23 protein-coding genes are annotated in these 21,824 nt (G+C 72.6%); 10 read left to right on the forward strand and 13 right to left on the reverse strand.

From position 1 onward, the window contains the following. Positions 1-183 precede the first annotated feature (183 nt). Positions 184-1,262, forward strand: a protein-coding gene (locus tag ACZ4YL_RS36560; RefSeq protein ID WP_468122362.1) for an IS630 family transposase whose coding sequence is annotated in 2 segments (ribosomal slippage) — positions 184-670 and positions 670-1,262 — 1,080 coding nt in all. Because the reading frame shifts where the segments join, the coding sequence is not laid out codon by codon here. A gap of 46 nt (positions 1,263-1,308) precedes the next feature. Here ACZ4YL_RS36560 and ACZ4YL_RS36565 read toward each other — a convergent pair. After that, entirely contained in the window at positions 1,309-1,776 is a 468-nt protein-coding gene (locus tag ACZ4YL_RS36565; RefSeq protein ID WP_468122364.1) for a hypothetical protein, read from the reverse strand. A 257-nt stretch (positions 1,777-2,033) separates the two neighbouring features. Between ACZ4YL_RS36565 and ACZ4YL_RS36570 the strand changes: the two genes are divergently transcribed. Continuing rightward, entirely contained in the window at positions 2,034-2,348 is a 315-nt protein-coding gene (locus ACZ4YL_RS36570) for a DUF1963 domain-containing protein (RefSeq protein WP_468122366.1), read from the forward strand. A gap of 122 nt (positions 2,349-2,470) precedes the next feature. Here the strand turns inward: ACZ4YL_RS36570 and ACZ4YL_RS36575 are convergent, their stop codons facing one another. The 9 genes from ACZ4YL_RS36575 to ACZ4YL_RS36615 all read right to left on the reverse strand — a co-directional run bounded on the left by ACZ4YL_RS36575 (position 2,471) and on the right by ACZ4YL_RS36615 (position 10,256). Continuing rightward, a complete protein-coding gene (locus ACZ4YL_RS36575; RefSeq protein WP_468122367.1) occupies positions 2,471-3,028 on the reverse strand; it encodes a DUF3291 domain-containing protein in 558 nt (185 codons plus the stop codon). Between the two features lie 31 nt (positions 3,029-3,059). After that, complete coding sequence (locus tag ACZ4YL_RS36580; RefSeq protein WP_468122368.1) at positions 3,060-3,794, reverse strand: helix-turn-helix transcriptional regulator; 735 nt, start codon at positions 3,792-3,794, stop codon at positions 3,060-3,062. Between the two features lie 130 nt (positions 3,795-3,924). Next, positions 3,925-5,169 carry an anhydro-N-acetylmuramic acid kinase gene (locus ACZ4YL_RS36585; protein ID WP_468122514.1) on the reverse strand — a complete coding sequence of 415 codons (1,245 nt, stop codon included), beginning with the start codon at positions 5,167-5,169 and terminating at the stop codon, positions 3,925-3,927. A 5-nt stretch (positions 5,170-5,174) separates the two neighbouring features. Further along, on the reverse strand, positions 5,175-6,512 hold the full coding sequence (locus ACZ4YL_RS36590; RefSeq protein ID WP_468122369.1) for an MFS transporter: 1,338 nt from the start codon (positions 6,510-6,512) through the stop codon (positions 5,175-5,177). 76 nt (positions 6,513-6,588) lie between these two features. After that, on the reverse strand, positions 6,589-7,521 hold the full coding sequence (locus ACZ4YL_RS36595) for an ABC transporter permease (protein WP_468122372.1): 933 nt from the start codon (positions 7,519-7,521) through the stop codon (positions 6,589-6,591). Further along, positions 7,518-8,405: an ABC transporter ATP-binding protein gene (locus tag ACZ4YL_RS36600; protein WP_468122373.1), complete on the reverse strand. Its 888-nt coding sequence runs from the start codon at positions 8,403-8,405 to the stop codon at positions 7,518-7,520. Before ACZ4YL_RS36600 ends, ACZ4YL_RS36595 begins: the two co-directional genes overlap by 4 nt. Next, on the reverse strand, positions 8,402-8,791 hold the full coding sequence (locus ACZ4YL_RS36605; RefSeq protein WP_468122375.1) for a GntR family transcriptional regulator: 390 nt from the start codon (positions 8,789-8,791) through the stop codon (positions 8,402-8,404). The genes ACZ4YL_RS36600 and ACZ4YL_RS36605 overlap by 4 nt, the downstream gene beginning before the upstream one ends. Positions 8,792-8,902: 111 nt before the next feature. Next, positions 8,903-9,649, reverse strand: coding sequence for a cytochrome b/b6 domain-containing protein (locus tag ACZ4YL_RS36610; RefSeq protein ID WP_468122377.1), 747 nt, complete (start codon positions 9,647-9,649; stop codon positions 8,903-8,905). Further along, positions 9,591-10,256 (reverse strand): molybdopterin-dependent oxidoreductase, encoded by a 666-nt coding sequence (locus ACZ4YL_RS36615; protein ID WP_468122516.1) that lies wholly within the window; start codon positions 10,254-10,256, stop codon positions 9,591-9,593. The genes ACZ4YL_RS36610 and ACZ4YL_RS36615 overlap by 59 nt, the downstream gene beginning before the upstream one ends. Before the next feature lie 254 nt (positions 10,257-10,510). On the opposite strand from ACZ4YL_RS36615, the gene ACZ4YL_RS36620 reads away from it, so the two are divergent. The 5 genes from ACZ4YL_RS36620 (at position 10,511) to ACZ4YL_RS36640 (ending at position 15,490) form a co-directional block, all read left to right on the forward strand. Then, complete coding sequence (locus ACZ4YL_RS36620; RefSeq protein WP_468122379.1) at positions 10,511-11,737, forward strand: cytochrome P450; 1,227 nt, start codon at positions 10,511-10,513, stop codon at positions 11,735-11,737. Between the two features lie 332 nt (positions 11,738-12,069). Further along, positions 12,070-12,621 carry a rhodanese-like domain-containing protein gene (locus ACZ4YL_RS36625; RefSeq protein ID WP_468122381.1) on the forward strand — a complete coding sequence of 184 codons (552 nt, stop codon included), beginning with the start codon at positions 12,070-12,072 and terminating at the stop codon, positions 12,619-12,621. A gap of 120 nt (positions 12,622-12,741) precedes the next feature. Further along, positions 12,742-12,993, forward strand: a complete 252-nt coding sequence (locus ACZ4YL_RS36630; protein WP_189746794.1) for an EF-hand domain-containing protein — start codon at positions 12,742-12,744, stop codon at positions 12,991-12,993. Between the two features lie 178 nt (positions 12,994-13,171). After that, entirely contained in the window at positions 13,172-15,004 is a 1,833-nt protein-coding gene (locus ACZ4YL_RS36635) for a serine/threonine-protein kinase (protein ID WP_468122383.1), read from the forward strand. A gap of 51 nt (positions 15,005-15,055) precedes the next feature. Continuing rightward, positions 15,056-15,490: a hypothetical protein gene (locus ACZ4YL_RS36640; RefSeq protein ID WP_468122384.1), complete on the forward strand. Its 435-nt coding sequence runs from the start codon at positions 15,056-15,058 to the stop codon at positions 15,488-15,490. 609 nt (positions 15,491-16,099) lie between these two features. Here the strand turns inward: ACZ4YL_RS36640 and ACZ4YL_RS36645 are convergent. After that, on the reverse strand, positions 16,100-16,741 hold the full coding sequence (locus tag ACZ4YL_RS36645) for a GNAT family N-acetyltransferase (protein ID WP_468122386.1): 642 nt from the start codon (positions 16,739-16,741) through the stop codon (positions 16,100-16,102). A 454-nt stretch (positions 16,742-17,195) separates the two neighbouring features. Between ACZ4YL_RS36645 and ACZ4YL_RS36650 the strand changes: the two genes are divergently transcribed. Together ACZ4YL_RS36650 and ACZ4YL_RS36655 are read left to right on the forward strand one after the other, a co-directional pair. Further along, positions 17,196-17,858: a deoxynucleoside kinase gene (locus tag ACZ4YL_RS36650; RefSeq protein ID WP_468122387.1), complete on the forward strand. Its 663-nt coding sequence runs from the start codon at positions 17,196-17,198 to the stop codon at positions 17,856-17,858. 167 nt (positions 17,859-18,025) lie between these two features. Then, the gene (locus ACZ4YL_RS36655; RefSeq protein WP_468122389.1) at positions 18,026-18,781 is read left to right on the forward strand and encodes a class I SAM-dependent methyltransferase; all 756 of its coding nucleotides are present in this window, start codon (positions 18,026-18,028) and stop codon (positions 18,779-18,781) included. Here ACZ4YL_RS36655 and ACZ4YL_RS36660 read toward each other — a convergent pair. Next, positions 18,728-19,513 carry a helix-turn-helix domain-containing protein gene (locus ACZ4YL_RS36660; RefSeq protein ID WP_468122391.1) on the reverse strand — a complete coding sequence of 262 codons (786 nt, stop codon included), beginning with the start codon at positions 19,511-19,513 and terminating at the stop codon, positions 18,728-18,730. The two genes, ACZ4YL_RS36655 and ACZ4YL_RS36660, sit on opposite strands and share 54 nt — an antisense overlap. Positions 19,514-19,729: 216 nt before the next feature. Here ACZ4YL_RS36660 and ACZ4YL_RS36665 point away from each other — a divergent pair, with 216 nt between their 5' ends. After that, entirely contained in the window at positions 19,730-20,062 is a 333-nt protein-coding gene (locus ACZ4YL_RS36665; RefSeq protein ID WP_468122392.1) for a hypothetical protein, read from the forward strand. Positions 20,063-20,155: 93 nt separating this feature from the next. Here ACZ4YL_RS36665 and ACZ4YL_RS36670 read toward each other — a convergent pair whose 3' ends face one another. After that, on the reverse strand, positions 20,156-21,814 hold the full coding sequence (locus ACZ4YL_RS36670) for a HEAT repeat domain-containing protein (RefSeq protein ID WP_468122394.1): 1,659 nt from the start codon (positions 21,812-21,814) through the stop codon (positions 20,156-20,158). Positions 21,815-21,824: the final 10 nt, after the last annotated feature.

Consider the following 21,824-nt stretch of genomic DNA (forward strand, 5'->3'; position numbering starts at 1 on the left):
CCTACCGCACAGCCTGGTCCGAACAGGTCACCAGGAACGGCGTCGCGGTCGCGCTCCACCTGCCGCACCCCTGGTCCTGGTAGTCACGGGAGCGAGATCCCATCCTTACTGACTTCGGCTCGTCGGGGTGAATCTTGGTGAAGTGCCTGCTGGGCTTGGAGCTGTGGCTGTATCCCGTGGTGTGTGAGGTATGCGGATGGGGGCGGGCTGACCCCTGCAGGGCGTCAGCGCCGTGAATCGGTACGGATACAGGCGGTCGGGCTGTTCGAGCAGAAGGCCAAGCCGTCGGAGGTCGCCCGGCGCCTGCGGGTAAGCCTGAAGTCGGCCTACCAATGGCACCGACTGTGGCGCGACGGCGGGGCTGCGGCACTGGTCTCGTGTGGACCGAGTGGTTCGCGGTGCCGGCTGTCGCCGTACTGCCTCGAGAAGCTGACAAGGTTCCTGGAGGAAGGTCCGGCGGCGCACGGCTGGGTGGAGGACCAGGTGTGGACCGCGTCGAGGGTGGCCACGCTGATCGGCCGGAAGTTCCACGTCTCCTACAGCGTCTCGGGTGCCACCCGGTTGATGCACCGGCTCGGCTTCAGCCCGCAGGTTCCCGCGCGGCGTGTCGCCGAGCGTGACGAGCAGGCCGTCATCGCATGGAAGGAGGCGACCTGGGCGGAGGTAAAAGGGCCCGGGCGGCCTGCAGGGGCTACGTCTGCTTCGAGGACGAAGCGGGCTTCACCCGTCGGCCGCCCCGGGGACGGACCTGGGGCAGGCGAGGCCGCACCCCGGTCGTGACGGTGAGCGGGCGCCGCTCGGGACGGCTGTCGGTGGCCGGCCTGATCGCCATGCGGCCCGGCTCCCGGACCCGGCTGTGCCACCGGCTGCGGACCCACCCCGCAGGCAAGGGCAAGCGCCGCAGCATGGACGAGCGGGACTTCATCGCGCTGGTCGACGGCGTCCATCAGCTGGTCAAGGCGCCGATCGTGCTGATCTGGGACCGGCTGAACACCCATGTCTCGCGCCAGATGCGGGACCTCGGCGCCGAGCGGACGTGGCTGACAGTGTTCCTGCTGCCCGCCTACGCGCCCGACCTGAACCCAGTCGAAGGCGTCTGGGCGCACGTCAAGCGCAGCCTGGCCAACCTCGCCGTCATGGCCCTCGACCGACTCGAAACCCTCGTCCGCAACCGTCTTAAACGGCTTCAATACCGGCCCGACACCCTCGACGGCTTCATAGCAGGCACCGGCCTGACCCTCGACGCCCCGGCATCACCTTGACGAGTCGAAGTCAGTAGCACGGTGATCGGCATGTGGGGCGGGCACGTCATCCAACGGCGCTGGACGCCGCGCGCCGCCGCCGTGCTCGGGCCACCGTCTTCACGACCGGCAGAAGCAGGAACAACACGGCGCCCGCGCCGGTCGAGGCGGCTAGCAAGGTCGCCCCACCGCCCTCCACGTCGGCCGCGGCGGCGACTGTCTGCGGATCGTCCGCCCGGTACCGGACGGTGAGGTGCGCGCCCACGGGGTATTTGCTGCCACTACTGCCTGGGGGCAAGGCCGCCACGACGGTGCGGTCCTGCGCCTCGAAGGCGACCTTGCACTGTCCCAGCGCGCACGTGCCGCGGGTATGCATGGTGGCGTCGGCGCGCACACCGTCGCGGAGCGAGCGCTGATGCTGGGCCTGGGGAATCAGTACCAGGGCCGACAGTGCGCCCAGGAGTAGCGCGAGACCGAGCCACACGAAGACTTCCGTACGGTGCCCGGCGCCTGCACGTACCGTCTCGTCCACCATGTTCCCTACCCCCGTATGCCCTGCTCACGTACGGGGCAACAGTATGTGGGGCTCCGCGGCGGGGTCACCGGCTGCTGGCGGCACCCATGAGCCGGTCCGGTTGCCGGACATCGGCAGGACGGGTGGCCCGAGCGACCCCGTTGCCACGGTCGTCCATACAGCCAGCACCTCAAGCCCATCAGGCACTTCGCCAAGGTTCACCCTGACAAGCCGAAGTCAGTAACCGTCCTGTCAGTGCTCGCATGCATGCTCGTCTCGTGACGCACGCTCCGGTCGAGGCTCTGCATGACCTCGCCCACCGCCGCCTCCCGCCCGATGACGCCACACGGTGCGTCGGCCTGCTCGCCCCAAGCCTGCGCCTGGCCCACGCGGGCGACGGACCGGTGGCCGGGCGGCTCGGCGGGCTCCCGGAACTGCCGCTCGACCTGCCGTGGCCCACGTGGGAGGGGCACGGCCCGCTGTCTCACATCGCCTCGCTCGACTGCGCGGCCCTCGTGGCGGCCGGCAACTGTGGGCTCGCCCTGCCCGACTCCGGGACCCGGCTGTTTCTTCCTCCACGACGGGCGCCCTGACGGCGGCGACTCCCTCGTCCACTCCTCTCACCCCGACACCCGGCCCGGCGCCTGGCAGTGCTGCTGACCCCACCGGCAAGGAGGCGGCGTCCAGGTCGTCGAGCAGCCCTCGAAGGCAGGGTTCAGCGTGCTTCCCCCGCAGGGACCGTCGGCATGGAACTCGCGCTCCCGGCGGCCTGCTCAGGCCGTACGGGCGGCACGGCCCGGAGGTGCTGGGCGGCCTCGGTGGCGGTGTAGGCGGAGGCGAAGGTGAACGCGCGCGGGGACGGCCCGTGGGTCCGCAGGTCGGCCAGCCGCTCCAGGGCCTCGCCGACGGTCGGCAGGTGCCCGGCGGGGACCCACCAGAGCACCAGGTGCGCCTCGACGTGCCGCTCGAACCATTCGCGGCGCCGGCGCATCGCTTCCAGGTGCCCGCTGCGGTAGGCGAAGTCCCATAGGGCCTCCTGGGTCTGCCACACCGACAGGGTGACGATGACGTCCTCCCCCGCCGGGCGCAGGCCGGTGGCGTCGGCCTCCCCCTCCTCCACGAGCCGCCACACGAAGCCGGGCGCGCTGTCGGCGGCGGCGTTGACCGGATCGAGCATCTCGACGAACGGTGCCATGCGTGGGTCGTCGAAGGGGTGGAGGAGTGTGGCGACGTTGAGCTGGGCGAGGTGGGTGGCATGCGCGGATGCGGTCATGGCCTCATCCCAGCACGGCCACCCCTCTATGTCAACGATCATTGTTTTTAGAAGTCTCGATCACCACACAGCACTCCCCCGGCCGGGCATCCATACGGGCGCGAACGGGACCGTCCGCACCGAACAGCCCCTCCAGCAGCGCGAGGTTCATGCCGCAGACGAGCGGCGGGAAGTGTTCGGCGACGGTGTGGAAGGGGCAGTTGCGCATGCGGACGACCCGCTCGGCCGGCCCGGTCACCGCCACGGCACCTTCGGCGTCCTGGACACCCGCCGCACCCTCCGCGCCCGCCGCGCCCTCGCCGCCTTCCAGGTATGGTTCGTAGCCACGGCCGGCCAGCATCTCCATGGCCTCTTCCAGTCCGCCACAGGGCGCCGCCGAGCCTCGCAGCGCCTCACCCCTGCGGCCTGCGGCCGCGCACAGCGCCGCGTCCAGACCCGCCTGCTCGGCGGCCTCGGCAAGCAACTCGGCGGCGGTGAGGTAGTCGCGGGCGGGCAGTGACACCGACCGCTCGGCCCGCGCCCGCGTGTACACCTTGGCCGGACGGCCGGCCCCCGGTCCCGAGCGACCCGTCAGGCGGCGGCTACCGCTCTCCAGCAGCCCGGCCTCGGTCAGCCGGTCCAGGTGGTGCGCAGCGAGCGTGCGCGCCACCCCGGCCGCCTCGGCGGCCTCGTTGCGGCCGACCTCGCGGCCCTGTGCCGCCACGTACTCGTACAGGCGGCGGCGCACCGGATCCTGCAACATCGCGATCGCATCGATATCCTTCACACGCCCATTCTAGGAACAACGCAGGTTGGAGATAGAAAGGCGAAGGCCACCTCCGCCTGGCCGCCCCGCAGGAGATCTCGCATGCGACCCGGCGGAATCACCGGTCGTGGTCCGGCCGGCCCGTGCCGGGTCAACGGCCGACGGTCAGCCGGACCGGCGCCGTCGCCGGCGGCCGCGGCAGGCGCAGGCCCGGACCGCCGGGCGTGATCGAGCCGAGGACGCTCGCGCGCCGGGCGCCCGTACAGGAGGGGACGGTGCCCGGCAGGCCGTGCAGGGTGAGCCAGCCCAGAACGGCGAAGGCGTACGCCTCCTTCGCCCCCGCAGGCAGCCCGAGTTCGTCCGAGGAGCGCACCACGCACCCGCCCGCCGCGCCGGCCGTACCGACCCCGCCGGCCCGGCCGGCCCCGCCCAGTTCCTCCCGCAGCCAGTCCATCAGCACCGGGTTGCGCGTCCCCCCGCCCGATGCGATCACCTCGGTCGCCCCGAAGGGCCGGATCGCGTCGGCGACGGTCCGGGCCGTGAGCCGGGTCAGCGTGGCGACGACGTCCTCGGCGGGCAGCGGCCCGCACGGGCCCAGTGCCGCGCGCAGATAGGGCAGGTGGAAGAGTTCCTTGCCCGTCGTCTTCGGCGCGGGACGGGCGTAGTACGGGTCGTCCAGCAGCCTTCGCAGCAGCGGCGGGTGGACCGCGCCCCGCGCCGCGAGCGCTCCGTCCGCATCCATCGTGTACGCCTCGCCCGACGCGTCGCGCCCCGCCAGTGCGCGCACCGCCGCGTCGATCAGCGCGTTGGCGGGGCCGGTGTCGAAGGCCAGCGGTTCGCCCCCGGTCCCCTCCGCCCCGCCCGGTACGACCGTCACGTTCCCGATCCCGCCCAGGTTGAGTGCGACCGGTACCCCGGGCCGTCCCCGCAGCCACATCACGTCGACGATGCTGACCAGCGGCGCCCCCTGTCCCCCGGCCGCCACGTCGCGGGTCCGGAAGCCGGAGACGACGGGCCGGCCGGTCGCCTCGGCGATCCAGGCCGCCTCGCCGATCTGGAGCGTGCCGCGCACCCGGCCGTCCTCGGCCCAGTGGAAGACCGTCTGGCCGTGCGACGCCACCAGGTCGGCCCGGCCGTCGCACAGCTCCTCGTCCGCCCGGACCGCCGCCGCGGCGAAGGCCCGTCCGATGCGGGTGTCGAGCCGGCACACCGTGGCGAGGTCCGTCCCGGCGGGCGGCAGGGCCCCGGCCAGGTCCGCCCGCAGATCGTCGTCGTAGGACGTGCTGACCATCCCCAGGGGCGTGAGCACCAGCGTGTCGCCGTCGAGGGAGAGGTCGGCGGCGGCCGCGTCGATCGCGTCGTGCGACGTGCCGGACATCAGCCCGACCACGCGCAGGGCGCTCACCGCAGCGCCCGCTCGTGGTCGTCGCCGCGCAGTGTCAGGAGCGCGGCGACGCTCACCGCGCAGGTCGCCGCCGCGTAGTACCCGGGGACGTCGAGATTCCCGGTCCGCTCGACCACCTCGGTGATGATCAGTCCCGCACAGCCCGAGAACACGGCGTTGGACAGCGCGTACGCCAGCCCGAGCCCGGTGCAGCGCACCCTGGCCGGGAACATCTCGGCCAGCATCGCGGGCCCAGGACCCGCCATCAGGCCGACGCCGGCCCCCGCGGCGAACAGCGCCGCTCCCTTCGCGTACGCCGGCCCGCCGGGGTCCTGCACCAGGTGCAGCAGCGGGAGCGCGAGCACGGCCAGCAGCAGGGCCCCCGCCACCATCACCGTCCGCCGCCCGATCCGGTCGCTCAGCCTGCCGGCGGGCAGGATCGACGCGGCGAAGCCCAGGTTGGCCAGGACGGTGCCGAGCAGTGCCCGCTGGAAGGTGGTGCCGAGCGTGCTCTGCAGGTAGGAGGGCATGACCACCAGGAAGGTGTAGCCGGCCGCCGACCAGCCCATCATCCGGCCGACGCCCAGCACCACGGCCCGGACCGTCTCCCCGGGACGCGGCCGGGGCCCGCCTCGGGTCCCGGCGCCGCCCGGCGCGCAACCGTCCGGCGCGACGGCGGGTGGCTCGTCCGGGGGCAGCCGCAACCGCAGCCGCAGCGCGACGAGCCCCAGCGGCAGGGTCAGCAGGAACGGCACCCGCCAGCCCCACCCGTGCAGCTGCGACGCGGTCAGTACGCTCGCCAGGGCCACCGCCACGGAGGCGCCCGCGAGCAGGCCCAGCGCGACCGTGAACGACTGCCAGGCCCCGTACAGGCCCCTCCGGCCCGGTGGCGCGCATTCCGTCATGACCGAGACCGCCCCGCCGAACTCCCCGCCCGCCGACAGTCCTTGCAGGATCCGCAGCAGGGTCAGGAGCCACGGCGCGGCCGCGCCGACCGAGGCGTACGTGGGCAGCAGGCCGATCATGGCCGTGGCACCGGTCATCAAGCAGACGACCAGGACCAGCGCGGGCCGCCGGCCCACCCGGTCACCGAACCGCCCGAACACCGCGGCCCCGACCGGCCGGAAGAAGAACGCCAGGGCGAACGACGCGTACGCCTTGACGAGCCCCTCCACCTCGCTGCCGCCCGCCGGAGTGAAGAACTGCGCCGCGATGACGGTGGCGAAGTAGCCGTAGATCCCGAACTCGTACCACTCGATGAAGTTGCCGACGGATCCCGCCACCAGCGCCCGGCGCGCGTCGTCCGGCCGGACCGTCGCAGGAGGCCGCACCGGACCGGGGACGGGTGTGGTCATGGATCAAGCGTGCTGACCCTCGGGCGGCTCCACAAGTGCCGTCCGCCATCTGCCGTACGCCGCCCCCGTCGGGGAGTCAGGCGCGCCGGGCGCCCACCAGCCGGAAGGCGGCGTACAGGGCGACACCGGCCAGGGCCAGGACCAGCGAGCTCTCGAGGAGCTGCGTCGGCCAGTAGTGCGAGACCGGGTGGAACTCCGCGTACCAGCCGGTGACGTCCAAGTCCGCCGGGCAGTTGCTCAGGTTGTGGGTCCGCTCGAAACAGGCGTACTCGGGCAGGCGTTCACCCGTGGAGGTGAGCAGCCCCGTGTCCATCATCAGAGAGTCGCCCGGGATCAGCTTCGCGAGATTCCCCTGCAGCGGCGTCGTGCCCGTCTCCACGGGGAGGAGCGACCATCGCAGCGCGCCGAGGCACAGCAGCACCAGGCCGGTGAGCATCCCGGTGAGCGCCATGGCCACCAGCGTCCGCCGGACCAGCTGGCCGACCAGCACGCCGAGGGCCACGCCGAGCAGGCAGTAGGCGGCGAGCACCGGGCCGGAGGCCTCGTACGTCCCGCGGTCCGCCCAGTGGAGCTGGTGGGTGCCGGTCACCCGCGCCCAGCCGAGACGGTAGACCCCGGTGAGAGCGACCGAGCCGAGCACCGACACGACTGCCGCCACCAGGACCTTCGAGCCGAGCCAGGACCTCGGGGTGGTCGACTGGGTGAGGGCGAGCCGCCAGGTGCCGCTCTCCAGCTCGCGGGCCGTCATCGGGCCGGCCACGAAGGCCCCCACCAGCAACGGCAGGAGGAACAGGCCCGTACCCGCGTGCCCCATGAGGAGGCGCAGCAGCTCGTAGCTGTTTCTCGGCCACGGTTCGCCCGACAGGTCGGAGTTCGGGCCCTCGGCCCAGCAGCGGAGGGCGACCACGGCGACGAGAGCGGCGGCCACGACGGCCGGCACCGCCCAGAGCGCGCGCCGGTGCTGGCGGGCGGCGACCCAGTACGGGCCCTTCAGCGTCAGGCCGCTCATGCCCGCACCCCCGTCGTGGCGAGCGGGTCCTGGGTGGTGAAGGACGGGGCATCGGGGGAACGCAGATGGGCGAGCAGGATTTCCTCCAAGGTCGGGTGCGCCGACTGCCAGACCCGGTGGTCGACCGGCCCTCGCAGTCGCACGAGGGCGGAGAGCTGACGGCCGGCCGTACGGGCCTCGACGACGGTGTGGCCGGCCAGTCCGGCGGAGGCGGAGGCGGGACCGGTGAGCAGCCGGTGAGCCGCGACGACCTCGTCGATGGGACCGCACAGGCGGATCCGGCCGCCGTCGACGACCAGGAGGTGGTCGCAGGCGCCCTCCAGCTCGGTGAGGATGTGCGAGGACATCACCACGGACGTGCCGTTGTCGGCGGCATCGGCCATCAGGGTGCCCATGAGCTCGCGCCGGGCGAGCGGGTCGAGGTCGGCCATCGGCTCGTCGAGGAGCAGCAGGCCGGGGCGTTTGCCGAGGGCCAGGGCCAGGGCGACGCGGGTGCGCTGCCCGCCGGAGAGCGTACGGACCCTGGCCTGCGGGTCGAGTTCCCCGGCCTCGACGATCCGCTCCGCCGTCGCCGCGTCCCAGCGCCCCGGGTTGAGCTCGCGGCCCATCCGCAGGGTCTCGCCGACGGTGAGCTGCGGGTAGAGGGGCTTGTCTTGCCCGACGTACGCGAGCGTCTCGCGCGGCACGGTGCGCAGGGTGCCTTCCGTGGGGAGCGCGAGCCCTGCGGCCAGGCTCAACAGGGTCGACTTCCCAGCGCCGTTGGGCCCGACGAGCGCACAGACCCGGCCTTCGGCGAGACGGAAGGAGCAGTCGCGCAGCGCCCAGCCTCCCCGGCGTCCGTGGCGCAGCCCGAGGCCCTCCGCCTCCAACACGGTTTCCGTCATGCTTCGCCGTCCCCCTCGAAGTGTTGTTCCAGTACGGATGTGAAGAGCGCGGCCACGTCGTCGCGCTCCAGGCCGGCCTCCCGGGCCCGCCGGGCCCAGTCGGCGAGTTCGTCGTGCAGCGGAGAATCGGCCGCGGCGCTGCCCAGGGACTTCCGGATGAAGGTGCCCAGCCCCCGCTTCGCCTCGACGAGGCCTTCGCGTTCCAGTTCGCGGTAGGCCTTGAGGACGGTGTTCGGGTTGATCGCGGTGGCCTCCACGACCTCCCGCGCCGTCGGCAGTTTGTCGCCCGGCTCCAGCAGGCCCAGGCGCAGGGCCTGTTTGGTCTGCTGGACGATCTGCACGTACGTGGCGATGCCGCTGCGCCGGTCGATGCGGTATTCCAGCACGCCTGCACCACCCTTTCACTAAGGAAGTAGTGAAAGGGTGGTGCAGGGGTGGGTCGGTTGTCAACTCACGCTGGAATCAAGGGGATGACGTACGGGATCGCCGAGCCTCGGTCAGCCGGCCTCCGTGCCCTCCCCCGGCCGTTCGGCGGGCCTGTCCGTGGGCTTGTCCGTGGGCCTGTTCGTGGGCGTGTTCGTGGGCTCGTCCCTCAGCCACAGCGGGTGCTCCCGCTCCGCCCAGGGGCGCTCGACGGACCCGGTGCGCATCCCCCTCCGTGCCTCCGGGTCGGCGAGCGCCATCCTGATGTGCCCGGCCAGCACCACCCCTATGGCCAGGGCCAGCCAGTCGTGCACGAAGGTGGCACTGGTGCGCCACACCAGCGGTGTCAGGTGGGTGAACCACATCAGCAGACCGGTCGCCAGCATCACCAGGACAGCGCCCGCGATCCACGACGCATAGATCTTCTGGCCGGCGTTGAACTTCCCCGCGGGCCGTGACGCGCGGCGGCGGTCGCGTCGCCGCGCCGCGCGCAGCCACCTCCTGTCGTGCGGTCCGAAGCGGTTCAACCTGCGCAGATCGGCCCGGAAGGCAGCAGAGGCGAGACCGGCCAGGAACGGCGCGGGCAGCAGGATCCCGGCCCATTCGTGGACGGTCACCACGAGGTCCCTGCGGCCGACCAGTTCGGCGAGCTGCGGCACGTACAGAGCGGCCGCGGTCGCCACGCACAGCAGGGTCAGTGCGGCGGTCAGGCGGTGGACCCAGCGCTCGGCACGGGTGAACCTGGCGACCCGTCGGGTCGGTTCAGACGGTGGGGGTGTCACTGCGCCCGTTGGACCCGCCGACCCAGGCGTCGACGTCATAGCCCCGCTCCTCCCAGTAGCCGGGTCGCACCTCGGACGTGACGGTGATCCCGGAGAGCCATTTCGCCGACTTGTAGAAGTACATCGGTGCGACGTAGAGCCGGACCGGGCCGCCGTGCGAGTGGCTGACCGGCTCGTCCCGCATCTGCAGACAGACCAGCACGTCGTCCCGTCGGGCCTGCGGAAGCGTGAGGCTCTCGCTGTACGTGCCGTCGAAGCAGGTGAAGCGGATGGCCCTGGCCTCGGGGCTGACACCGGCGGCGTCCAGCAACAGGGACAGCCTGACGCCCGCGAAGGGGGTCTCGGGCACCCGCCAGCCCGTGACGCACTGCACGTCCCTCACGACACGGTTCTGCGGCAGCGCGCGCAGGGCGTCGAGGGTGTACGTCGCAGGGCGCTCGACCAGGCCGTCCACGGTGAGCCGGTAGTTCTGCTCGTCCTTCCGCGGTACGGAGGTGGCGACGGAGTAGTAGCGGAAGCCGCCCCCGTTGGGAAGCAGCCCGGTGAGCCCGGTCGGGTCCTTGTCCGAGGCGGCCCCGAGGAAGGCCTCGATCCCGCGCTGCACGTACGGAGCGGCAACGAGGCCCCCGGCGCCGAGCCCGAGCATGCCGAGCACGAGACGGCGACCGACGGGGGTTCCCTCGAAGTCGGGGTGGTCTGTCGTCACCCCTTGATTCCAGCACCCCGGGGTGCCGGACACCAGGGAGACCGGCGCGACGTCAGACTTCCGTCACAGATCCTCCCGGTCTCCCGACAGGCGCCCTACCGGGCCGGGCGGGTTTCGGGCAGGATGACCCGGCGCACCGGACGTCACCCGCAGTGTGACCCCGGCCCGGTCCCGCCCGCGATCCGGAGGTCCCAGTGGCTCGGCACGACGACCAGGCGCGGCGTGACGAGCTGTACCGCGACCCTTATCCGCTCTACGAGCGTGCCCGCCGGGCCGAGGGTCTGACGTACGTACCCGAGTTCGACGCGTGGCTGGTGGCGCGCGACCGGGACGTACGGGAGGTGCTGCTGCGCGCGGAGGACTTCTCCTCGGCCCATGCGCTGCTGCCGGACGTACCGCTCTCGGAAGCGGCGCTCGGCGTCCTGCCGCGGGGGTTCGGACCCCGGCCCACCGTCGTGTCCAGCGACGGCGCGGCCCACCGGCGGCACCGGGCACCGCTGAACCGGGGGCTGTCCGCCGCCCGGGTGGCAGCGCTGCTGCCGTACGCCCGGACGTGCGCGAGCGGGCTGGTGGACGGCTTCGCGGCGGACGGAGCCGCAGAGCTGGTGGAGGCGTACGCCCGGCGGTTGCCCGGGATGGTGGTCGGACGGCTGATCGGCCTGGACCCCGCCGACGTGCCCGCGGCCGTGCACGGGGGCTACCGGGCCGAGGAGCTGCTGTTCCGCCCGCTGTCGCCGGAGGGGCAGGTGGCCGCCGCCGAGGACGTGGTCGCGCTCCAGCACCTGCTGGACGGGTACGTCCGCGACCGGCGCGAGCGGCCCCGGGACGACATGTGCTCGACCATGGTGGCCGCCCTGGCCCCCGGTGACGCCGAGCTCACCCTCGAACAGCGCCACGAACTGGTGACCAGCCTGCAGAACCTGCTGATCGCCGGATTCCTCACCACGAGCGCCCTCATCGGCACCATGCTGCTGCACCTGCTCGGCGACCGGCGGCAGTGGCGGATGCTCCGCGCCGATCCGTCCCTGATCCCGGCGGCGGTGGAGGAGGCCGTCCGCCACGACACCGCCATCCAGGCCTTCCGGCGGACCACCACCCGGCCGGTGACGCTCGCCGGGGTGAAGCTGCCCGTGGGGGCCACGGTGCTGGTGGCGTACGGCTCGGCCAACCGCGATGAGCAACGGTACGAGCGAGCCGGGGAGTTCGACATCACCCGGCCCGCGAACCGGCAGCACCTCGCCTTCGGGTACGGGACCCACGGCTGCCCCGGTTCGCAACTGGCGCGCGATCAGCTCCGCCTGACCCTCGATCTGTTCATCCGCCGCATGCCGGAGCTGCGACTGGACCCGGACCGTCCACGGCCGCAGATGCGGCCCACGCTGATCCACCGCTCACCGAAGGCCCTGTACGTCACCTGGTGACACGGCGGCCGTTCACTCGTCCGAGTTGCGCGGGGGCGCGGGGCGCGAGCCCTGGTGCGGGTGCGGGCATGAGGGCGGGTGTGGGCGCCGGCGCGGGTGCGGCGCCGACCGGGCCGTGGCCTGCCCGCCCCTTGTCTCCTGCCGCTCGTCTCCTGCTTGCCCGCCGCCGTTCGTTGCCGGTTGTTGCCGGTTGTTGCCGGCATGTGGCGGTCCCGTGGCAGGGCTCGCCGGCCTCTGGCCGGGCCGTCCCCCGCTCCCTAACATCCCCGGCATGGCAACGGCGTCGCTCGCCGCGCCGAACCCCTCCCCCTCTGCCAAGGACCAGGTCCGCCATGAGTGTTCCCACCCTCCTCGACGTCAGCCAGGCGCACCCGCGGCTGTCCGAGCTGACCGTCGTCGACGTCCGAACTCCGGGCGAGTTCGCGTCCGGACACCTGCCGGACGCCGTCAACGTTCCCCTCGACCGGCTCACACGGAGCCTGCCGGAGCTGCGGCGGGCCGCCGAAAGCAGGCCCCTGCTCGTGGTGTGCGCCTCCGGTGCCCGTTCGGAGAACGCCGCCGGCACCCTGGCCTCCCACGGCATCCTCGCGTCGAGCCTCACGGGCGGCACCCAGGCCTGGACCGCCGAGGGCCACGGCCTTCAGTATCCCGACTACTCCCGGAAGCGGGCCGTCTGGGCGATGGAACGCCAGGTCCGCTTCACCGCGGGCGTCTGCGTACTGCTCGGCCTGGCCCTCGGACTGCTCCTCCACCCCGCCCTCGCGCTGCTGTCCGCGGCGATCGGGGGCGGGCTGGTCTTCTCCGCGCTCACCAACACCTGCGGGATGGCGGTCGTGCTCGGCAGGCTCCCCTTCAACCGCCGCGGGGCCGGGATTCATCCGTGAGCACCCCCGGCCCCGCCGAAACCGACACCGGCGGGGCAACCCCGCAGGGATCCACGACGTCCTCACGTGCAGGACGCGCCGCCCGCGGGGCGGTGCGTGTACCGCTGAGAGGACCACGCGATGAGTGAGAAGGCCCGGCGCCTGTTCGACGCCCTCGACCTCGACCAGGACGGCACGCTGACCCGCGCCGAGGTCATCGGCGCCCTGCGCTCCAAGGGTCCGACCCTCGCGGCACAGGGAGCCATCCCCGTCTGGGGTGTCGGGGACACCGACGACTCCTCGGCGCTCTTCGACGCGGCCGACCAGAACGGCGACCGCGTGCTGACGTTCGAGGAGTTCGCAGCCGTGGTGGACCGGCGCTTCGGCTGGTAGCGGCGGAACCGCCGAGCAGGCCTCCGCCGTTCGACGACCGCGTCCCGCGCCGCCAACTCCCGGAGTCGGCGCGACGGTCCGGGACGGGGGGCGGGGCCGGTCCGGGCATTGGGTACGCTCTCGGTTGACTTCGGGGCGCCGGCAGGTGCTGGATCGCCGCAATCAGAGATGGGTCCCCATGGGCAGCACACCTTCCGCCGACTTCTTCCAGCCGCTCAAGGCGGACGACCCGGCCGTCGTGGGCGGCTACCGCCTGGCGGCGGTGCTGGGCGCGGGCGGCATGGGCAAGGTCTACCTCTCCTACACGCCGGGCGGCCGGCCCATCGCCATCAAGGTGATCCGGCCCGAGTTCAGCGAGGACCCCGAGTTCCGGCGGCGCTTCCAGCAGGAGGTGCGCGCCGCGGAGCGGGTCCAGGGGCTCTACACCGCACCGGTCATCGACTCGGACACCGAGGGCGCCCAGCCCTGGCTGGCCACGGCCTACGTGCCGGGCCCCTCGCTCGCCCACGCCGTGGCCCGGCACGGCGCGCTGCCGGTGCGCAGCGTGCTGCTGCTGACCGTCGGGGTCGCCGAGGCCCTCCACGTCATCCACGGCGCGGGCATCGTCCATCGGGACCTGAAGCCCGCCAACGTGCTGCTCGCCTCCGACGGCCCGCGCGTCATCGACTTCGGCATCGCCCGGGCCGCCGACTCCACCGCTCTGACGAGTACCGGCGTCAGCGTCGGCACCCCGGCGTTCATGGCGCCCGAACAGGCCTCGGCCGGGACGGTCACCCCGGCCACCGACGTCTTCGCACTCGGGCAGATCGCGGCCTTCACGGCGATCGGGTCGTCCGTCTTCGGCGACGGGCCCTCGCACGCGGTGCTGTACCGGATCGTGCACGAGGACCCCGACCTCAGCGCCCTGCCCGAGGAGCTGCGGCCGGTGGTGACCCGCTGCCTCAGCCGCGACCCGGCCGACCGGCCGACCCTGACCGAGATCATCGAGCTGTGCAACGCGGCCTCGGAGGCCCCGCTGCGCCAGGGCGAGGACTGGCTGCCGCAGGCCGTCGCCGGTTCCATCACCGAGCGGCTGCGGCTGCCCGCTCCGGCGCCGACTCCGGCACCGGCATCGGCTCCGACTCCGACCGAGGTCTCGGCACCGCAGTCCCCGGCCCCGGCGGTACCCGCCGCGCCCGGGTACACGCCGACCGATGTGGCCGCCGCGGCGCCGACGCAGACGGCTCCCGCGCCGGGGGCTCCCGGGGCCGTGCCGCCGGGATACCGGACGCCGCCCCCGTACGCGCAGCCTTCGTACCCACAGCCTTCCTACCCACAGCCGCAGCCGCAGCAACCCCCGTACACGCAGCCCTCGTACGCCCCGGGCCACAGCACACCGCCGCCGTTCCACCCCCAGGGCTTCGTTCCCGGTCCGCCCGCTCCGCCGCGCCCCAAGCGGACGGGGCTGATCGTCACCGGGGCGGTCGCGGCGGCGGTCATCGGGCTCGTGATCCTCGGGTCCCTGCTGCCCGACGGCTCCGAGAAGGGCGGTGGCGACAAGGCGTCCGGCGGCGGCGCCTCTTCGGGTGCCGCGCAGAAGCGGCCCGACCCGCAGCCGGTCTCGTACCAGGGCATCGAGGTGCCCCAGAACCACCAGTTGATGTTCGCCGACAACCCGCCGCGCCCGGCCGAGGAACCGACCGGCGCCGGGGTGCTCTACGGGCACGGGGACCTCTTCTACTACCGGGACACCCTGTTCGGGGACGAGAAGTTCGGTACCGCGAACGGCAAGCTCGTCCTGCTGAACAACTCCGAGAAGGGCTCCCTGGAGACCTGCCGCGCCGTGACCCGCTTCACCGAGAAGATCGGCCTCGACCAGCTCACGGACGGGTCGCAGGTCTGCGTGCTCAGCAAGGCCGGCCACATCACGCTGGCGACCTTCCGCGGCAGGTCGGGCGTGAAGGAAGAAACCAGGTTCATCACCGTCGACCTGACGGTCTGGCGCAATGCCGAGGCCGCGGCGAAGGACTAGGCCGTCTCTTCCGGCCGTTCATGGGGTCGGCCGGTCGGGCATGATGCCCGGGTGAGCACCATCGTCAAGTTCTTCGTGGCACCGGACGACACCACGGCAGCTCTGGTCCTGCAGACCGGCCCGGGACGGGCATTCAAGTCGCTCTCCTTCGGCAACTTCGACCCCGAGGAGGCCGTCGTCGGGTGGGAATGCCTTCTCACCGGCGCCGGCTTCGAGGAACTCGTCGAAGCCGGCGAGCCGCGTATCGTCGCCGGCCTGGACAACGGCGGATGCGTCGTCTTCGCCATCTCGCCTGGCCTGTCCGTCGCACTCGCGGACGCCGGACCGTCCGGGCTGCGTGACGTCGCCGCCTCGTGGGTTCAGCTCCGAGCGGAGGACGGCGAGATCATCGACACGGAGATCGCCGACTCGATCGTGGGCGACGTGGCGGCGCTCGTCAGGAGTGCCCGTCGTCAGGGCCAGGGCGTCTACTGCTGGGTCGCATAGGAGTTCACCGCAGCCGGCCGCGCACAGCAGGCCGCCGCATCGGAGAGGACTGCTCCTTGAAGATCGGCGACGAGGGCGGCAGGTCTCTGCCGGCCTGGTCCGACGCGCAATCACTTGTCGTGCTGGCGTCGGCCGGCGATTCTGGGTCGATGCCAGGACAGGGGAAGCGGAAACGGCGGCAAGAGGCTGGGAGGCAGCGGCTGGCTGCTCGCACTGCGCCGGGCGCAGGACAGTGGGAAGTGGTCCTTGAGACAAGGTACCAGGCGGAGCTGCGCGCGCATTTGCGCCGTCTTCGGGAGGCGGGGACCGACGAATCGCTCGTCCGGATCGACACGCTGTGTCGGCGCCCTGTGGAACAGAGCGCCTACCGGCTGAGCCGGTTCGTGGCAGACACGGCGCGCGAGTCGGACCGTGAGCCTTCTGGCCATTGATCCTGTGACGGGTCGACGCGATCACTCGGTCCGCCGGTCTCAGGTCCTCCCAGACGGGACCGCGGTGCGGGCCTGTCGTCCAGGCCGTGCCGGGCAGCGCCCGGATCCACGGCCTCGCCCTCGCCGGATCCACGGCCGACCCTGCGAGGAAGCATGCGGATCATCTACGGGACAGCCGTCAGGCGTGGCGGACGGCCGCCACGGGGGCCGGGAGGACGGCGGGGCGGTCGAGGAACGCGAGCACGGCCCGCTTCTCCGGGAGGTACACCTCGGGCAGGTCGATCTCCGGGAGGGTGATCTCGCCCTGCCGGACGAAGCCGAGCCGGTTCAGCAGGGCGAGCGCCTTGTCGTTGGAGGCGTCGGGCTCGGCCACCGCGCGCAGGACGGCCGGGTCGCGGAAGGTGAACCGGATGAGCGACCCGATCAGGGTCCTGCTGAATCCGGGCCGGGGCCGGCCGGTCACCGGGGCCAGCATCAGATGGACGCCGATGTCGCCCTCCCGCACCGCGTAGCAGTCGCCGACCCGGTCCTCGGTGGGCTCGTACGTCTGGAAGAGCGCCACGGGCTCGTCGTTCAGCCGGACCATGAACGCGTGGTGCGTGTCGCGGCGGTCCACGTCCTCGTAGATCTCCTGGACCAGTTCCCGGCTGACGCCGTTCATACCCCAGAACCGCGCCCGCTCCTCGACGACCCAGGCATGCAGCACGGCGGAGTCCGCCGCGGGGTCGACCGGGGTGAAACGGACCGAGCCGAAGCCTTCGACGGTCTCCGTCAGGACGTCCGCGCGCGGGGAGACGAGGGGAGTGGACTCGGGTCTCATACGGGTTCCGTTTCTGCTCGGTCGGCAAGGACCGGCGAGGGCGGGGAGCGCTCGCACGACCCTAAAGTTAGGCTGCCCTAACTATAGACACCTCCAGAAGGAGCTCCGGAGGGGGCTCAGGACGGCGCGCTCCGCCCCGGGTCGTGCGGGGTCCCGGTCCCGGAGAGCAGGCCGTGGAGGGCGTCGGCGCCCTGGACGAGGAGGAGCTGATCATCATTTAAGATTCAAGGCGGCCGTTGGGCTGCGGCTCGTCGCTCTGCGCGGCGACTGCGGAACGGTCAGGCCGACCGGTCGAGGAAAGCAGCCTGAGTCAGGGCCCTGGTCCGGACGGCGACCACATGACGCTGATCATGAAGATCCCGGGGAATCGCGTGACCGCCGGCGTGCGTCTCAGTGGTGTGGGGCGCACGGCCCACCCGCCCACGAACAGAAGACCCCCAGGGAGAAGTGAGGTATGCCAGTGATCTGCGTCGGAGGCATGATCGGCATCGGCAAGACGAGTGTGGCCGAGCTGCTCGCCAAGGAGCTGGGCAGCGACGTCTTCTACGAGAGCGTGGACGACAATCCGATCCTTCCGCTCTTCTACACGGCGAGCCCCGAAGAGATCCAGGCGAAGCGCTACCCCTTCCTGCTGCAGCTCTACTTCCTGCAGACCCGTTTCGCCTCGATCAAGGAGGCGTACAAGCAGGGGGACAACGTCCTCGACCGGTCCATCTACGAGGACTGGTACTTCGCCAAGGTCAATCACGACCTGGGCCGGATCAGCTCCCTCGAGATGCAGGTGTACGAGGGGCTGCTCAACGAGATGATGCGCGAGATCGACGGCCTGCCGTACCGCAAGGCGCCCGACCTCATGGTCTACCTCAAGGCGGACTTCGAGACGGTGCTGCACCGTATCGGGCTGCGGGGCCGCGGTTTCGAACAGGACGAGAGCCTCGTCGAGTACTACCGGACGCTGTGGTCCGGCTACGACGACTGGGTGCACAAGCACTACTCGGCCAGCGAGGTCCTCGTCATCGACATGAACCGCACGGACGTGGTGAACAACCCCGAGGACGCGGCCCGCGTGGTGCAGGAAGTCAAGGACGCACTGGCGACGGTCGCGCACCGGGTCTGAGCTTCCCCGGTTCCTGACCCAGCCGGCCAGGGTCGCTGCGGCCCGAGGCCGTGCCCGGACGGGCGGGTCACCGTCCGGGCGCAGGCCCTGCGGCGGCCCCGGGCTGCGGCCTCCGGGCGAGCGGTTCGTACAAGACCGGTGCCACCCGGGCGCCGGACACTGCCGTCATGACCCTGTCCAGCGAAACCGCCGATCCTCGCCGTCAGCCCTCCGTGCCCTCCGCAGCCGCCGTGCTCTCCGGGTCCCGGCCCCGCGACACCGCGCACCCTGCCCGAGCGTTCACACCCGCCGCGGGCCGCTTCGCCCCCACCAGCCTCTACGACCCCGTGGCCGCCCTGGTGCGCGAGCGGCTCTGGCGCGGCCTGCTGGCCATGCAGGTGGCTCCGCGCCCGGAAGAGGTGATCGTCGACGTCGGCTGCGGCACCGGCTCCCAGGCCCTGCTCCTGCACCGCATCGAACCCGCCGCCCACGTCATCGGCATCGACCCGGATCCCCGCATCCTGACCGTCGCCCGCCGCAAGGCCGAGGGGGCGGGCGCAGCCATCGACTGGCGCCAGGGCATGGGCGACGAGCTGGCGGACACGCTCGGGGCGGGCAGCGCGGACACCGCCGTCTCCAGCCTCGTCCTCCACCAGTGCCCCCTCCCGATGAAACGGGCGATCCTGGCCGCCCTGCACACCGTGCTGCGGCCCGGCGGCCGGCTGGTCCTGGCCGACTACGGCCTCCAGCGCACCCGCCTGATGCGCACCGCGTTCCGCGTCGTCCAGCTCGCCGACGGCCGGGCCGACACCCAGCCCAACGCCGACGGCATCCTGCCCTCCCTCATCGCCGAGGCCGGATTCGACCGGGTCCGCGAGGCCGAGGTCGTCTCAACCGTCACCGGGTCCATTTCGGTGTACGTCGCCCGGCGCGCTGGCGGCTGACGCCGGCAGCACCTGCATCACCCGCAACACGGCCGCCGGAGTCATCCCGGTCATCTCCCGCATCCGGCGGGTGAGGTGGGCCTGATCGGCGAAGCCTCCGGCGGCTGCGGCCTCGGCCGGGCTGCGCCCCTCCCCCAGAGCCTCCGCGCTCCGGCGCAGCTTCAGCCAGATACGCCGCCGCGCCAGCGGCATACCCAGCTGCTGCCGGGCCAGGGCCCGCAGCCGCTGCGGTGACAGACCCACCCGGGCCGCGACCAGGTCCATCGGGACCCGCTCCTCCAGCCCCTCCGGCCCCTCCAGCAGGGCCGACGCGGCGAGCAGCCGCGGGTCCAGCCCGGCCGAGGGAAGGGCCGCCGCCCGGCCGAGTTCACCCTCGTCGAGCCGGCGCAGCTCGGGCACCGCCACGATCCCCGAACCGGAACCGCACCGCCCGCGCAACCGGTCGGCCAAGGCCGAATGCGGCTCCACGAAGATGGTGAGCAGATCGCCCGCCGACAGCATCCGGTGCGCGGTCATGGGCGGGACGAGCAACGCCGCGCCCCGCACGACGCCGCCGTCCGCCCCGACGAGCGCCGCCTCGCCCCGGGGCGCCAGGACGAGCTGGAAGGCAGCGTGCCGGTGAACGGACCCTCCGGGCGACACCCCCCGGTACCAGGCGTACCCCTCCCCCACCCCGAATCCCGGCCTCAACTCCCGCCCCACACCACTCGCCTGATCGTCGCCCGTCCCCATGCGCCCAGACTGCCAGAGTCCCTGCCCTCGGCCGGGGTCCGCTGACGGGCGCACGTACGGTGTGGGCGCGCCCGCTGCCTCCAAGTCCTTGCCGGGGCGGTCGAACTCGTCGACGATGCTTCCAAGCCACGGCCTTCCGGATCCCACCGGGCCCGGCCGGGGCAGGGGAGAACAGGGGAAACAGTGACAACGAACAGCAATCCGAAGAAGCGCCCGATGGCCGCAGCGGCACTCATCCCGCTCTTCGTGCTCGCAGGGCTGCTTCTGGGCCCTGCGGCAACCGCCTCGGCGGCCGCTCCGGCGGCCCGGCAGGCTCCTGCCGCCGCAGCGCTTCCGCACAGTGGCCTGCTCGCCGGCGCCGGCGTGGCAACCGGTGTCCACGCACCGACGTCGTCCCAGGTCCGGGCCACCACCGGGAGCAAGAAGGGCAAGAAGACCAAGAAGAAGAGCGGGCTGTTCAAGAAGCTCTTGATCGTCGTGGTCGTCGTCATCGTGCTGCTCGTCGTCCTGTACGTGGTCCGCCGGGCTCTGCGCCGCAGGTCCGCCTAGAAACCGGCTCCGGCTGCCCGAAGGGTCCGGCCCCGGACGAGACCGTCCCGTGCGGGTGTCGGGAGTCACGCGTGGGCGGGGGCGGGGGCGGCCCTACGGCAGCGCGAGCAACCCGTCGATCCGTGCACGGATCTCCTCGTCCTGGAGGACCGCCCGGTAGTCGCCGTACTCCGAGAATCGGCGGTCCGCGGCCCCCAGTGCCGTGAGGGCTTCCCGGACCGGTGGGGTGAGGGTTCCGTGGTGCGTGAGCGCGTCGAGGGCAGTGGGGAACGTCCAGTGCCACTGCCCGTCGGCGGCGCATGCCAGCACCGCCGCCTCTGCCTGCGCCGGTTCCGGCAACGGCGGTTCCCACGGCTGTGGGTACGGCGTGGGCTCACCGGGCAGCAGCGGATTCTCCCCCCACGCGTGGAGCACCTTTCGCAGGTCCTCGACCAGCCACCCCGCGCGGGAGACCTCGTCCCGGAGGGCTTCTCGTACCGCGGGCAGAAGCACTCCGGCGTGTGCGCGCAGCGGCCGGAGGACGTCGGCGACGTCCGGCTGCCGCGGTTCACCCGGGAAGAAGCCGTGGCCCTGCACGTCCCGGTAGGGCGCGACGAGCCGCTCGACGAGCCCGGGCAGTGCGCGAGGGTCCCCGATCCGGGTAAGGGCCCACCGCGCGTGGTCTCCGACGGTGCCCTCGAAGAACTTCGATTCCCCGGGGTCGTCGAGGAGCGCCGCGAGCCGGTCGGCGTGCGGTGCCGCCCTGTGGCCGAGCACCGCCATCAGATGCGCGGCCTGGTGGCGCACGTCGTCGTCCGGGTCGGCCAGCAGCCCGGCCGCCAGCGGCAGCACGGCCGCTGCCACGGAGGGCCGGGCCACCAGCAGTCGCCACGCCTCGTCCAGCGCGCACCGGCGCAGCTCCGGATCGCCGATCCGGCTCCCGGTCTCGGCCAGCGCGGTCACGAACGAGGTCGCCACCGTCATGTCGAGCTCCAGCAGTTCCACGACGCAGGCGGCGACGTCATTGCGCTCGTACGGGATTTCGCGGTCCAGGGTGTACCAGACCTTGCCGAACTCCGGGGCGAGCACGGGATCGGCGAGGACCTCCAGCAGCATGGGGTGGGTACGCAGCGCCGCCCGCGGATCCAGAGGTGCTGCGGCGATCACGGCCGCCACCCGCAGCACCGGATTCTCGCCGTGCAGGAGACGGTCCAGCACGGCTCGTACCTCGGCGTTCGTCGGCTCCGTGGGGTCCTCGTCGGCCGCGGCCCGGCCCAGCGTCAGCAGCAGGGCCACCCGGACCGAGAGGTCCCTCTCCTCGTGCCACCGCTCCAGCAGGGGTCCGGTCCGGTCGGCGATCAGCCGCAGCGCGGTCCGCCGCACCACAGGATCCCCGTCGTCGAGCAGCCTCCGGATGCGGGGCCACTGCCGCCTCCAGGCAGCCGCCGGTGCGGAGTCGGCCTCCCCGCCCCCGTCCTCACCGTCGCAGACCAGGCACGTCAGCAGATCGACCAGGTCCGGCCGTCGGAGCGTTTCCGGGTCGAGGGCGAGATCCACCAGGAACGGCAGCGCGGCCGTGCCCACGTCGGTGAACCGCCCGGGGCTCCACAGGAGGTCCTGCAGGTCGCCGTACGCCCGCTCCACGGCCTCCGGCCTGGTGGTGGCGTCCGCCCGGGCGATGCGGCGCAGCACTTTCGGTACGGCGGTGGCCGGATGGTCGGGTCCCACCGCGTCCAGCGCCCGCCAGTCCACCGCGTCCAGCGCCTCCCACATGCCCCGCGCC

This window comes from Streptomyces sp. NPDC030021 (genome assembly GCF_055574035.1).

Bases quoted from the DNA above. Each gene is read 5' to 3' on its own strand.
- ACZ4YL_RS36565 (WP_468122364.1), bottom strand. From the start codon at position 1,776: ATGGTGGACGAGACGGTACGTGCAGGCGCCGGGCACCGTACGGAAGTC.
- ACZ4YL_RS36575 (WP_468122367.1), bottom strand. From the start codon at position 3,028: ATGACCGCATCCGCGCATGCCACCCACCTCGCCCAGCTCAACGTCGCC.
- ACZ4YL_RS36590 (WP_468122369.1), bottom strand. From the start codon at position 6,512: ATGACCACACCCGTCCCCGGTCCGGTGCGGCCTCCTGCGACGGTCCGG.
- ACZ4YL_RS36595 (WP_468122372.1), bottom strand. From the start codon at position 7,521: ATGAGCGGCCTGACGCTGAAGGGCCCGTACTGGGTCGCCGCCCGCCAG.
- ACZ4YL_RS36600 (WP_468122373.1), bottom strand. From the start codon at position 8,405: ATGACGGAAACCGTGTTGGAGGCGGAGGGCCTCGGGCTGCGCCACGGA.
- ACZ4YL_RS36610 (WP_468122377.1), bottom strand. From the start codon at position 9,649: ATGACGTCGACGCCTGGGTCGGCGGGTCCAACGGGCGCAGTGACACCC.
- ACZ4YL_RS36615 (WP_468122516.1), bottom strand. From the start codon at position 10,256: ATGCTCGGGCTCGGCGCCGGGGGCCTCGTTGCCGCTCCGTACGTGCAG.
- ACZ4YL_RS36625 (WP_468122381.1), top strand. From the start codon at position 12,070: ATGAGTGTTCCCACCCTCCTCGACGTCAGCCAGGCGCACCCGCGGCTG.
- ACZ4YL_RS36630 (WP_189746794.1), top strand. From the start codon at position 12,742: ATGAGTGAGAAGGCCCGGCGCCTGTTCGACGCCCTCGACCTCGACCAG.
- ACZ4YL_RS36635 (WP_468122383.1), top strand. From the start codon at position 13,172: ATGGGCAGCACACCTTCCGCCGACTTCTTCCAGCCGCTCAAGGCGGAC.
- ACZ4YL_RS36645 (WP_468122386.1), bottom strand. From the start codon at position 16,741: ATGAGACCCGAGTCCACTCCCCTCGTCTCCCCGCGCGCGGACGTCCTG.
- ACZ4YL_RS36650 (WP_468122387.1), top strand. From the start codon at position 17,196: ATGCCAGTGATCTGCGTCGGAGGCATGATCGGCATCGGCAAGACGAGT.
- ACZ4YL_RS36655 (WP_468122389.1), top strand. From the start codon at position 18,026: ATGACCCTGTCCAGCGAAACCGCCGATCCTCGCCGTCAGCCCTCCGTG.
- ACZ4YL_RS36660 (WP_468122391.1), bottom strand. From the start codon at position 19,513: ATGGGGACGGGCGACGATCAGGCGAGTGGTGTGGGGCGGGAGTTGAGG.
- ACZ4YL_RS36665 (WP_468122392.1), top strand. From the start codon at position 19,730: ATGGCCGCAGCGGCACTCATCCCGCTCTTCGTGCTCGCAGGGCTGCTT.
- ACZ4YL_RS36670 (WP_468122394.1), bottom strand. From the start codon at position 21,814: ATGTGGGAGGCGCTGGACGCGGTGGACTGGCGGGCGCTGGACGCGGTG.